The organism is Nocardia sp. BMG51109 (assembly GCF_000526215.1).
In the GTDB taxonomy this organism is placed as follows: domain Bacteria; phylum Actinomycetota; class Actinomycetes; order Mycobacteriales; family Mycobacteriaceae; genus Nocardia.
Genome location: NZ_JAFQ01000004.1, coordinates 8,112,387 through 8,124,086 on the forward strand (window position 1 = coordinate 8,112,387; position 11,700 = coordinate 8,124,086).

An 11,700-nucleotide genomic window follows, 5' to 3' on the forward strand; every position below is an offset into this window, starting at 1 on the left:
CGGCTACCGGCTGTCCCGGTGCCGGAACGGGCAGACCGGTTCGGCGTCGTCGACGGCGTCGGACAGGAAGTACTGCCGCCACTCCCGATTGCCGGGATCGCCGTATCCGCCGAGCGCGGAGGCGGGTTCCAGATTGTCGAAGGCGCGCAGTCGCTGACGAATGACTCGCCGGGCCGTCGCACCGCGCGGCGTGTCCGCGCCGATCTCCTCGAACACCCATCGGGGCTGGAAGGAGATCATGAATACCGGGCTGTACCGGCTCCTGCGCGCGAGGTGCGCGGGCGTATTGCACACCACGAACAGCGGTGTGCCGCCGAAACTGAACTCCCAGGCGGGATTCTCGGTATCCCGGGGGATCTCGCCGGGCCAGGGCGCCGTGTCGCGGTCGTGCAGAAATCGCAGCACATCCCAGAATCGGCGCCGGTAGGCGCCGAGGTCGGCGACCGGCCGCTGCGGGCCGAAGAACACGACGAGCGACGTCTCCCTGTCGATCCGCCGGTAGCCGCGCAGGTATTCGGTGAGGATGCCGGGCAGCGCCGACCAGGTCCGCGCGTCGTCGACATCACCGACGAATCCGAACCTCAGGCTGGATTTTCGGACCGCGGAGACGGCGAAGGTGCACGGAAACGGATCCTCGCGCCCGGTGAGGGTGGCGGTGAGGTCCCCGATCACGTCGGGCCCCCAGCTCGGTAACCACCCGATCACCTGGGTGGACAGGGTTTCGTCCGACAACATTCATCACTCCCTGGGCGAGGGCGACCGGGCGGCTCAGCCCGCGAAGTAGTCCTCGAGTTCGCCTGTGCGGCGGATGTCCAAAGTCACGCAATGGAAGCCGCCGCCCAGGCTGCGGCCGTGGCGCCACCGGCACGGGATGGGGGTGAGACCGTACTTCTCGAGATCCCGCATCAGGGGTTCCTGGATGTCCTGCACCACGACGTGCTCCTGGTCCAGCGAGAGCACGTTCATTCCGATCGACTGCGATGCCAGCAGGGGAACCCCGTCCTGGGCGATCTCCAGCGGTCGATCGAGCCAGGTGTATCTGAGGACGTCCCAGCTCCGCATGGGGGCCGGCAGCAGATCGACGTCCACGGCATCGCGGGCGAGGAGCAGCCCCGGCCGGAGCGGCAGTATCTCTCCATCGATATGGGTGTCGGTGATCCGGGTGCGATGGACCCGATAGCGATCACCGAGGTGCCGTTCGAGCCAGGTCGCGCCCATGCGGTGGTTCTCCGACGAGACGTTGAACACCAGATCGCGGCCCACGCGCATCACCTGCGCACCGTCGAACATGATCTCGTAGAACGGGTCCCGGGAGGAATTCTCCGAGAATCCGAGCCGCTGCAGATAGCTGGTGTCGAAGTTGTGGTCCAACAGGCGCGACTTGGGCGCCACGGTCCACTTGGCACCGCGCCGGAAATACTCCGTGAACAATTCCTTGTACAGGTCGGGCTCGAAATAGCGGGCCCGCATCATCGGCGCGGTCTCGATGATCTCGTCGCCGATCACCAGGAAGATGTCGCGGCTCATCAGCGCGTGCCCCATCGGCGATTTCCAGTGCGGCGCCTGGACGATGGGGACGCGGTCGGAGCACTCCGGACGCCGGACCGTCACCCCGAAATCGGTGAGTATGCCGATCAGTTCGGCGACGTCCTCGAGACACTCCTCCTTCATGCGGTTCGAAGGACGTATCCTCCGCATATCGCCGGTATCGTTCATCGTCGACCGGTTCAGGTGAAAGAAGATCCGGAACGACCGATCGTCGTGATAATCGAGGTGATACGGCGTACCGACGATGATCTCCTCGAGCGGGTCCCACTCGGTGTGGGTACGCACCGGACTCTCCGTCTCCGGCAACCCTGTGTCCACGGTATATCAGCCTCCCTCGGCCGCTGGGGCGGCCACCGGAGCCGGGGCCGCGGCCCTCGTGTCGACGAATGCCACCAGATTCCCCAGGGTCATTCCGCCGATTTCGAACATCTCTTCCTCGTCGATCTCCACGCCGAACTCCTCCTCGACATCCAAGGCGAGCTCCACCACCATCAGAGAATCCATCCCGAGGCCGCCCTCCCCTATTCGGGTCTCCAGTCCGGGTGGCTCGTCGGCCGGCCATTCCAGCCCATCGAGAATGATGGTCACCAGCTTGTCCACGGTGGAAACATTGTTTGTCTTCGTCTGCGATTCCAAAGGAAACTCCTCCCGGATCGGGGCCGTATCGAATCATGACGCACCCGCGCGGACGAGCAAATTCGATCGCGACGCCCGGGCCGACCGGTCCAACCTCGGAAATTCCGAGGTTGGACAGAAACTCCGCTCAGCGCCTGGTAACGAAGAAGTCCTCGACGACGAGGCAGTCGATATCGCTGCCCAGGAAGCATTCGATCGCCTCGCCGGGGGTTTCGACAATCGGTTCATTGTCGTTGAACGAGGTGTTCAGCAGGCCGGGGACGCCGGTCAGCGCCTCGAATCTGCTGATCAGCTCGTGAAATCGGGGGTTCGTCCGCTCGGTCACCGTCTGGTACCTGGCGCTGCCGTCGATATGCGTGGCGGCGGCGAAATCGCGCCGGGCACTTTCTCGAACGGTGCCGTTGACGCACATGAATCCGGACGGCGCGGCGGTATCGAGCACCTCGGCCTGCCGGGCTCCCAGAATCGCGGGGGCGAACGGCCGGAAACCCTCGCGATGCTTGACGACGGAGTTGATCCGGTCCTTCATCCCGGGCCGGCCGGGGTCCGCCAGAATGCTGCGATTCCCCAGGGCGCGCGGGCCGAACTCCGACCGCCCCTGGAACCAGCCGACGATGCCGCCGTCCGCCAGCACGGCGGCCGCCCGGGCACAGACGTCCCCGCCCTCCGTCCACGCCACCGCGGCCGAAACCCGCAGCGCGGCCAGGATTTCCGCACGAGGGTAGGACCGGCCCAGATAGACCGGTTCCTCGCCGCAGGGCAGCTCCCCGGTGTGGCGGTGGTAGGCGTACAGGGCGGCCCCGATGGCGGTTCCGCTGTCGCCCGTCGCACCGTGCACGTAGAAGTCCCGGAACGGTCCTTCCTCGCGAATCCGCCGATTGGCCACCGAATTCAGGAAGACGCCGCCGCCGACCGCGAGCGCGTCCCGGCCGGTGCGGCGGTGCAGATCGTGCACACGCCGCAGCAACGCCTCCTCCAGGACGGCCTGCATCCCTCGGGCCACGTCCGCCCGCGGCTTCCAGCCCTGTTCACCGGCCAGCTCGACGGCGATCAGCTCCGCCAGCTCGCCGCGGGCGGCCGCATCGAAACGCACCCGGCCGGCCGGATCGCTTCCGGTGATCCGCCGCATGTCCGCGACCAGCCGCTCGGAACCGTAGGGCGCCAGCCCCATGGTCTTTCCCGCGTCGTGCAGGCCGAAGCCGATGCTCTCGGTCACGAAGGAGTACAGCTCGCCGAGCGAATGCTCGACGAAGTCGAAGTTCTTCCAGCTGAACGGGCGATCGGCGGACCGGCGGCGCACCCGGTTGGTCTCCCGGTGGACCGGCCGCGGCACCCGGTCGTCGCCGGTGACGAAGTAGGACACCGTCTCCGCGTGCCCGTCGCGCATCGAGCCGAATCCGTCGACGACCAGAATCGCCTGCACGGCACGGGGCGACGTGTAGCTGACCAGGGCGGCGTGGCTGAGGTGGTGGTTGACCGGCACGACCGCGGGCAGGCCTCGCAGCGCGCCGCGGTACACCAGGTCGTTGGCGACCACGAGATCGACGTCGTCGAGGGTCGCGCCGATCTCGCGCAGGCAGTAGTCGACCGAACGCAACCGCATCCGCGGGACCCGCAGGCGCTCGAGGGAGTGGTGCTTGATCCGCGACAGGCGTTCCTCCTCGACCGCGAACGACACCTTCCCGTCGACGACGACGCAGGCGCCGAAGTCGTGCGTCGAGCCGCCGATGCCGAGAACGATCACGGCTCGCTCCCCACCGCTCGATCGTCGAGCGCGTGGTCCCCGTCCCGGAACCGCCCCCGTGCCTCCCGCCGCAGGATCGCCGAGAGCGCGCGCACCTCGGCGGCCAGCGGCCGATCGGCGACCAGCAGCGGTGTCGCGTCCAGCAACTCCGCGAACCACGGGCGGCCGGCGACCGGTCGCTGTCCCCCGGCATGGGCCAGCTGGGCGACGCCCAGGGCCAGCGAGCCCAGCACCAGGTCCGCGTGGCGCACCTGGCGAGCCGCCCGCAACGCGCCCATCAGGGCCATCGGCACGACGTCCTGGTTGTCGAGGTTGGTCGGCACCGGAGTGGTCGTCGCGGGCGCCGAGAGCTGCCGGATCTCGGCGAGCAGAGCGGTCGCGGCGATCTGCACTCCGGCCAGTCCGCTCGTCGCGCCCGGCCGGCCCGCGAGCAGCGGGGGCAGTCCGCCGTTGCTCGCCGGATGCAGGACCACGGCGAGCTGACGCTCGGCCAGGAAGGCGAGCTGGTGCACCAGGGTGGCGTGCTGATCGGAGACCAGTCCGGCCGTGATCGCGTAGAAATTGCCGGCGTGGTAGATGCCGTGCTCGCTGATGACGGGGTTGTCCGAACAGCCGGCGCGCTCCCGCGCCAGCAGCGCGGCGAACGCGTCGTGGAAGTCGAGGACCGTTCCGATGATCTGTGGCGCGCACCGCAGCGAGTACGGCTCCTGTAGTCGCCGTGCCGATCTCGCCTCGCGCGGCTGGGCGATCTGGGCCCGGATCCACCGCGCGGCCACGGCGTGCCCCGGCGAACCGCCGCGGGCCACACCCACCTCGTCGTGATACGCCTCGGCGTTCACCCGCAGCAGATCGGCGATCACGCCGGTGAGCGTCGCGGCGATCCAGCACTGCTCCCGGAGCCGGGCCTGGTTGCCCAGGGCGGCGGCCAGGCTCGCACTCGTGCCGTTGACGAATGCCAGTCCGTCGCGGGACCTCCAGGTAAGGGGCTCCAGTCCGAGCTGACGCAGCCGGCGGTCCGCCGGAACCCGCACCGGGGTGCCCCCGTCGAGGTCCCAGGCCAGGCCGTTGCCCGACATCGCGCTCGCCGCGTGTGCCAGCGGGATCAGGTCCCCGCTCGCGCTCACGCTTCCCGTCGCCGGGACCACCGGGAGGAATCCGGCGCGCAGCACCTCGGCGATTTCTTCCCAGCGTTCCGGATCTATGCCGGAGTATCCGCGTGTCATTCCGCTCAGCCGCAGCTCGAGCATCAACCGCGTCGTCTCGATATCGAGATCCTCGCCCTGCCCGGCCGACAGATGGTCGATCAGACCCAGACCGTGCCGGCCGGCATCCGGGTCGGCATCGAACTCGGCCAGCGGGCCGAAGCCCCGGGAAACGCCGTAAATCGGCGCTTGGGCATCGATCTCGGCGGACAGGACTTCGAAACTGCGCTTCATGCGTTCGCGCGCTGTATCGTCCGGTCGGTAATACACCGACCGTTGGTGGGATACCGATTCATTCATTTCATGTGCAACCATGTCGTTCAATGTGCACGGCTGGATAAAATGTAGTCAAGGATGCGATTCTGATGACCGTGAATTACGTTCCCGAAATGATTCCGAACGGTCACGGGAAATACTTGACTCGTATCGGTTCCCCCTCCTCCGATGTCGATACCCTGGCGGGCAGGCGTGTGCTCGTGACCGGCGCCGGCGGATCGATCGGCTCGGCCTTCTGCCGGGCCGCCGCGGCGACGCCCGCCGCCGCGCTCGTCATGCTCGACCGGGACGACTCGGCGCTGCATGCGCTGCGGCTACGCCTCGCCGAGCCGGGGAGCGTGCCCGCGCTCGGCTACTATCTGCGCGACGTCTGCGACGCCGAGGCGCTCGCCGAGGTATTTCGCCGGGAACGCCCGGAAATAGTGGTGCACGCCGCGGCGCTCAAACATGTCCCGCTCCTCGAGGAACACCCCTCCGAGGCATACCGGGTCAATGTCATCGGCACCCGGACGGTCTTGTCGGTCGCCGCGATGTGCGATACGAAAGTCTTCGTGAACGTGTCGACCGACAAGGCGTCCAACCCGACGTCGGTGCTCGGTATCACGAAACGCCTGGGCGAACGTCTGACATCCCATTTCGCCACCGCATACGACCGGCGATTCGTCAATGTCAGATTCGGCAACGTGCTGGGCAGCCGCGGCTCGTTTCTCCCGGATTTTCTCGAGAAGATCCGGGACAACAAGCCCCTGCGGGTGACCCACGAGGAAGTCACCCGATATCTCATGAGTACCGATGATGCGGTCGAACTGATCATGCTCGCGGCCCGGCACGGCCGCAGCGGTGAAACGCTGCTGACCGATATGGGAAAACAGGTCCGCATCATCGATGTCGCGCGCTCCCTGATCGACGACGCGGGAACGGACCTGCCCGTCGAGATCGTCGGCCTGCGGCCGGGAGAAAAACTGCACGAGGACTACCTCGACGACTCGGAGTCCCCGGTGCGCGACCCGGCCACGGCGGGCCTCGTCCGGGTGCAGGTCGAACCCCTCGACCCCGCATCGGTGCGGTTCGAAGACTTCCTTCCCTCGATCGATCACTGAAAGGCCGGAAACGATGACCGTCCGGATCGGCATTCACTTCCTCAGACACCGCCTCCTGCGCGCCGCCGAGAAGTACGGCGGGCAGGCGGCATACAGCAGCGTGTTCCGCTGCTCCCGGGGCTTCGACGCGATCGGCGCGGCGCCGACGGGCCGGGACGGGGGCGAGGACACCACCTTCGAAGACACCGCCCTCGAGGACACCGCCTTCGAGATCTGGGACGAGCACGAGACCGCGGACGAATTCGTCGGCCGGGTCGACGTGCTGGTGGGCATCCCGGACATCCGGTTGATGAACGCCCGGGCCCGCGCCCGGCATCGGCCGCCGTATCTCGCGCTCGTGATGGGCGACGCGACCCGGGCGGTGCCCTGGCGCGCCGCGTTCATGCGGCAGTTCCAGTCCAACGACACGCTCGTGTGCAGTTGCTCCGCCGACCGCGACATCCTGCGGATGTTCCTCGATACGCCGTGGCAGTCCAGCGTCGACGTGGCACCCATGCCGACGGAGCTGGAGGGAATCGCGCCGACGGGACAGGCGCCCACCGTGGTGGCCGAGGCGTTGGCGGGCGTCGATCCGCGGCGTCCGATCATTCTGAGCGCCGAGCGGATGAACTCGGAGAAGGGCATCCATCACGTCATCCCGCTGGTCGCCTACCTCCGTGATCACGGCCACGACCCGATGGTGGTCTTTCTCAACGGCGGCGCCGACGCGGCGAAGACGGCGTACCAGGCCGAGCTGGAGGCGCAGCTCGCGGCGACCCGGCTGACCGATTCCGCGGTATTCCTGCCGTTCCTGCCGACCCACGAGGTCGCGGCGGCGTATGCCAGGGCGGCCCTGGTCACGTCGGCATCCACCATCTACGACAACAACTTCGGCTACATCCCGATCGAGGCTCAGGCCACGAGTACCCCGCCGATCGTCACCGACTGGGGTGGTTACCGCGACAGCGTGCTGGACGGGAAGACCGGCCTCTTCATGCCGACCACGTTGCAGACCGACGGGTCCGTGCGCGTCGACTGGCTGCCGGCGGCCCGTGCCGCGGCCGACGTGCTCTCCGACCCGGAGCGGTACGACCGGATGGCGCGGGCGGGCCGGCAACATGTCCAGGACCGGTTCTCGATCCAGGCGGCGCGCCGCATCTATTCCGAACTCGCCGTCACCGCTCTGGAGCGAAATATCGACGCGGCGCCACCGTGGCGGATCAACGAGCTCGGGCAGACCGCGATCGACGTCGGCTGGACCGACCAGACGGACACCCCGGACCGAACCGGCCGCCGGGCGTGGCGAGCGTCGCACCACAGTGCCGACCACGCCGCCCTGCACCAGCTGATCTACGGCAAATACGCGACCTGCTCGGAAGGATCGGATCCGCCGTGAACCAGGACCGCCCGCCCGTTCTCGACCGGTTCGGCTTCCCGGCCCGGTGGCAGGTGCATACGCGGCGCGAGATCCGCCGGGTCACCCGGGCGCTCGACGCGCTCCCGGCGGCCGACCACGCGCGACTCGACGACGGAAGGTGCGCCGCCGAAGCCCTCGCCGCCGGAAAGGCCCGGCCGACAACGGATTCCGTCCCCGTCCCGAACCGCAGGGTCGTGCTCGTCCTGCCCTTTCCCATCCAGACGGGCGGCATGCGGGTCCAGCTCCAGCTGGCGAAGATGATGCGGGACGAGGGCGCCGAGGTGCATGTGCGCCAGGTGCGCGGCGACGACTGCGTGGCCGGCAGGTACGACGATCTCGGGTTCACCTCCCGGGTGCCGCTGGCGGATCCGCGCCACCTGGCGGCGGCGCTGCGCGACCTCGCTCCGGCGACGCTGCTCGTCGGCTGCTGGATCGACTACTTCGCCGCGGTGGAGTCCGGCGCCGGCCCGGTCATCGGATACTCCGCCGGCGAGCCGACGTTGCGAGCCGAACCCGCCGGATTCGACCGGAGCTTCCTCGATTTCGCGTACCGCATGCATCAGTTGCCGGTGACGCTGTGGGCGGGTTCCCGGTCGGTGCGCAACATCTTCCGGGACCGGTTCCATCGAACCGCCGAACTCATCTCCGTTCCGATCGCGAGGGAGATGTTCGACCGCGACTTCGCCGCGCCGCCGCAACCGCCGTTCCGGGTCGTCGTCGTCGGCCCGGAGCACATCACGACGAAAGGGATACCGGGCGCGCTGCGGGCGCTGATGCCGTTGCGGCAGCAGGGATTCCACATCGTCTGGATATCGCCGCAGGCGCCGTCGGAGAGTCTCGCGCACACGGTGGACGAGGTGCACACGGGGTTGAACGCGGAGGGAGTGGCGGCCACCCTCGCGTCCGGCCATGCCCTGGTGTTCCCCAGCAGCGTCGAGGGGCTGGGAAACCCTCCGCTGGAGGCGATGGCCCTCGGCGTGCCCGCGGTGCTCTGCGCCAACGGTGGTTCGGCGGAGTACGCGGTACCCGAAATGAACTGCGTGCAGGTGCCTTTCGGCGATGCCGAGGCCCTGCGCGCCGCGGTGTGCCGCCTGCGCGACGATCCCGCACTGGCCGATCGGCTGCGGACCGCCGGCCGTCACACGGCGGAACGGTACCGGCCCGAGAACATCCACCGGACCGTCGGCGAGTTCATGGCGGCGAAATTCGACGGTCTGCCGTTCGTCCCGCTCGGCGGGTCGAGCTAGCCCCGCCCCGGGTGACCCGCCCGCCGGTGCCTGCCGTCGGCCTCGCGCACGGCATACGTGGCGACCGTCACGGCCGCCCGGGCACAGCCCAGAATCTCTTCGGCCCCGGACGATCCGGGGCGGCCGAGCACCGCCACCACGTCGATGGCGCACCGCACCAGGTGACGCGCCGCCGAAACCAGCGGATCCGGTTCCCGCTCCCGCAGCTTGTCGTAGGCATCCCGGAGTAGCGCCTCCGCCTCCGCATAGGGGCGCTCGCCGCGGCCGAGCGTCGCGCTCTCAGACATGTGCGGAGGCGCGGTCGTAGCCGGTGGCCGCGGTCAGGTCGTCGACCTCGCGGGCCACCCGCAGCAGATCCTTCCGGCGCAGCGTCGGGAAGATCGGCAGCGCGAATATCGTCTCGGCGACCGCGTCCGTGACCGGAAGGTCGACCGGCGCTCGCAGGGGCTCGAGCCGATGGCAGGGAACGGGGTAGTAGGCGCCGGTGCCGACCTGCCGGGCGCGCAGTTCCTCGCGCACACCGTCCCTGCTGATCCCGTCGGGCACCCGCACGCTGTACTGGTGGAAGACATGGTCGGCGGCCGGATCCACATGCGGCGCACGGACATTCGACAACACCGCGGAATACCGCCGGGCGAGATCACGACGGGCGGCGTTCCAGCGCGCCAGATTCGGCAGCTGCACCCTGCCGATCGCGGCGGCGGACTCGGTCATCCGATTGTTGAATCCGACGATCTGATGCTGATAGGCCTGCCGGGCGCCTTGGTTCCGCAGCAACCGCGCCCGGTCCAGCACGCCGGCGTCCGCCGAGACGATCATTCCGCCCTCGCCGGTGGTCATATTCTTGGTCGGATAGAAACTGAATGCGGCGAATGTTCCGAAACTACCGACCGGGCGGCCGCGCCAGGCCGCGCCGTGCGCCTGACATGCGTCCTCGAACAGCGCGACTCCGGCCCTCTCCGCCAGCGAAGACAAGGCGTCCATATCGGCCGGATGGCCGAACAGGTGCACGATCAGAATGGCGGCGGTGCGCGGACCGATCAGCGCCCCGACCGATTCCGCCGAGGCACAGTACGTCCGTTCGTCGATATCGCAGTAGACCGGCCGCGCCCCCGTCAATCGGACGGCGTTCACCGTCCCCGCATAGGTGAATGCCGGGACGATCACCTCGTCGCCCGGGCCGATCCCCGCGGCGAGCATGCCCAGGTGGAGTGCGCTCGTACCCGAGTTCACGGCCGCGCAGCCCCGCCCGGCGACGATCGCGGAGAATTCGTTCTCGAATGCCGCGACCTCCTCACCCTGAACGAGCTTGCCGCTGCGGAGTACTCGGTCGACCGCGCGCCGTTCGGCCGCGCCGAGATTTACCACGGTCTGCGGAACAGAGTTGACCATCGCGGTCCTCCAGGCTTGAAAATAATCGAAGAAAAGACAATCATTCTGATTCATGGCACTGCCGATGACGAATCCGAAAATCCGGCTCGCACAGCCAATCATGGGAGATTCGGAGCTGCAAGCCGTCCAACGAGTGCTGGCGTCCGGAATTCTCACGAATGGTCCGGAAACGGAGGCATTCGAGGAGGAATTCGCCCGGGCCCACAAAGTTCCGTACGCCGTGGCATTGTCGAACGGCACGGTGGCGCTGGCCGCCGTGCTGCTGGCCCACGGAATAGGTCCCGGCGATGAGGTCGTCGTGCCGTCCTTCACGTTCATCTCGACGGCCACCGCCGTGCTGCACGTCGGAGCGCTACCGGTATTCGCCGAGATACACCCCGACACCCTGACCCTCGATGCCGGGCACGCGGCCGCCCTGATCACGTCGCGGACGAAGGCCGTCATCGCCGTCCACTACGCCGGCCAGGCCGCCGATATGACCGAACTGCGGGCCGTCGCCGAGCGCGCCGGGGTCCTCCTGTTCGAGGATGCGGCCGAGGCGCACGGCGCGACCTACCGCGGCCGCCCGGTCGGGGGCCTGGCGGACGGCGGCATGTTCAGTTTCACGCCGACGAAGAACATCACGATGGGCGAGGGTGGGCTCATCACCACCCACGACGCGGGCTGCGCCCGCCGCCTGCGCCGGCTGCGCAATCACGGTGTCGCCGAAGGCATTCCCCGCACCTCGGTCGGTTACAACTGGCGGCTGTCCGAGATACAGGCGGCGGTGGGCCGGGCGCAGCTGCAGAAACTGAACGGCATACTGGAACGCAAACGAGCCAACGCCGACCTGCTGGCCGGCCTGCTGCACGCCGCGGATGTGGTCTTTCCGCCCGGCCGGTCCGACCGGACGCCCACCTTCATGCTGATGACGCTCCGGTCCGCCACCCGCCGCGACGCCCTCGTCGCCGGTCTGCTGGATCGCGGCATCGAGGCCCGGATCTACTTCCCGCCCGCCCACCTCGACGCGGTCTTCGCCGCCCGGGGAATCCGGCTGCCCCGGACCGAGCAGATCGCGAGCACCGTCTTCTCCATTCCGTTCCATGCTCGGCTGACCGAGGACGAGCTGCGGCTGATGGCGTCGGAGATCACCGACCTCGCGCCCCGGCGCGCGGCCTGA

Annotated in this window: 11 protein-coding genes; 4 read left to right on the top strand and 7 right to left on the bottom strand. The window is 68.4% G+C overall.

What is annotated here, in order from left to right; all coding sequences use genetic code 11:
* Positions 1 to 3 precede the first annotated feature (3 nt).
* The 5 genes from D892_RS0138260 to D892_RS0138280 form a co-directional block, all read right to left on the bottom strand.
* Positions 4 to 735: a YqcI/YcgG family protein gene (locus D892_RS0138260; RefSeq protein WP_024806313.1), complete on the bottom strand. Its 732-nt coding sequence runs from the start codon at positions 733 to 735 to the stop codon at positions 4 to 6.
* Positions 736 to 768: 33 nt separating this feature from the next.
* The gene (locus D892_RS0138265; protein ID WP_036571393.1) at positions 769 to 1,833 is read right to left on the bottom strand and encodes a hypothetical protein; all 1,065 of its coding nucleotides are present in this window, start codon (positions 1,831 to 1,833) and stop codon (positions 769 to 771) included.
* A 39-nt stretch (positions 1,834 to 1,872) separates the two neighbouring features.
* Entirely contained in the window at positions 1,873 to 2,184 is a 312-nt protein-coding gene (locus tag D892_RS43165; protein ID WP_024806315.1) for an acyl carrier protein, read from the bottom strand.
* 127 nt (positions 2,185 to 2,311) lie between these two features.
* Entirely contained in the window at positions 2,312 to 3,928 is a 1,617-nt protein-coding gene (locus D892_RS0138275) for a carbamoyltransferase C-terminal domain-containing protein (RefSeq protein WP_024806316.1), read from the bottom strand.
* A complete protein-coding gene (locus tag D892_RS0138280; RefSeq protein WP_156959883.1) occupies positions 3,925 to 5,445 on the bottom strand; it encodes an aromatic amino acid ammonia-lyase in 1,521 nt (506 codons plus the stop codon). Before D892_RS0138280 ends, D892_RS0138275 begins: the two co-directional genes overlap by 4 nt.
* Positions 5,446 to 5,495: 50 nt before the next feature.
* On the opposite strand from D892_RS0138280, the gene D892_RS0138285 reads away from it, so the two are divergent.
* From D892_RS0138285 to D892_RS0138295, 3 genes are read left to right on the top strand one after another with little or no spacing between them, the layout of a single operon-like run.
* The gene (locus D892_RS0138285) at positions 5,496 to 6,506 is read left to right on the top strand and encodes a polysaccharide biosynthesis protein (protein WP_024806318.1); all 1,011 of its coding nucleotides are present in this window, start codon (positions 5,496 to 5,498) and stop codon (positions 6,504 to 6,506) included.
* Between the two features lie 13 nt (positions 6,507 to 6,519).
* Complete coding sequence (locus D892_RS0138290) at positions 6,520 to 7,881, top strand: glycosyltransferase family 4 protein (protein WP_024806319.1); 1,362 nt, start codon at positions 6,520 to 6,522, stop codon at positions 7,879 to 7,881.
* Complete coding sequence (locus D892_RS0138295) at positions 7,878 to 9,149, top strand: glycosyltransferase family 4 protein (RefSeq protein ID WP_024806320.1); 1,272 nt, start codon at positions 7,878 to 7,880, stop codon at positions 9,147 to 9,149. Before D892_RS0138290 ends, D892_RS0138295 begins: the two co-directional genes overlap by 4 nt.
* On the opposite strand, the gene D892_RS43170 is transcribed toward D892_RS0138295, so the two are convergent.
* Both D892_RS43170 and D892_RS0138305 read right to left on the bottom strand, forming a co-directional pair.
* Positions 9,146 to 9,436, bottom strand: coding sequence for a hypothetical protein (locus tag D892_RS43170; protein WP_024806321.1), 291 nt, complete (start codon positions 9,434 to 9,436; stop codon positions 9,146 to 9,148). The two genes, D892_RS0138295 and D892_RS43170, sit on opposite strands and share 4 nt — an antisense overlap.
* Positions 9,429 to 10,541: a DegT/DnrJ/EryC1/StrS aminotransferase family protein gene (locus D892_RS0138305; protein ID WP_024806322.1), complete on the bottom strand. Its 1,113-nt coding sequence runs from the start codon at positions 10,539 to 10,541 to the stop codon at positions 9,429 to 9,431. The genes D892_RS43170 and D892_RS0138305 overlap by 8 nt, the downstream gene beginning before the upstream one ends.
* A 100-nt stretch (positions 10,542 to 10,641) precedes the next feature.
* Here D892_RS0138305 and D892_RS0138310 point away from each other — a divergent pair, with 100 nt between their 5' ends.
* A complete protein-coding gene (locus D892_RS0138310; RefSeq protein ID WP_198037097.1) occupies positions 10,642 to 11,700 on the top strand; it encodes a DegT/DnrJ/EryC1/StrS aminotransferase family protein in 1,059 nt (352 codons plus the stop codon).

Excerpts from the sequence above, each read along its gene's own strand:
- D892_RS0138285 (WP_024806318.1), top strand. The coding sequence starts at position 5,496 with ATGACCGTGAATTACGTTCCCGAAATGATTCCGAACGGTCACGGGAAA.
- D892_RS0138305 (WP_024806322.1), bottom strand. The coding sequence starts at position 10,541 with ATGGTCAACTCTGTTCCGCAGACCGTGGTAAATCTCGGCGCGGCCGAA.
- D892_RS0138260 (WP_024806313.1), bottom strand. The coding sequence starts at position 735 with ATGTTGTCGGACGAAACCCTGTCCACCCAGGTGATCGGGTGGTTACCG.
- D892_RS0138310 (WP_198037097.1), top strand. The coding sequence starts at position 10,642 with ATGGGAGATTCGGAGCTGCAAGCCGTCCAACGAGTGCTGGCGTCCGGA.
- D892_RS0138290 (WP_024806319.1), top strand. The coding sequence starts at position 6,520 with ATGACCGTCCGGATCGGCATTCACTTCCTCAGACACCGCCTCCTGCGC.
- D892_RS43170 (WP_024806321.1), bottom strand. The coding sequence starts at position 9,436 with ATGTCTGAGAGCGCGACGCTCGGCCGCGGCGAGCGCCCCTATGCGGAG.
- D892_RS0138280 (WP_156959883.1), bottom strand. The coding sequence starts at position 5,445 with ATGGTTGCACATGAAATGAATGAATCGGTATCCCACCAACGGTCGGTG.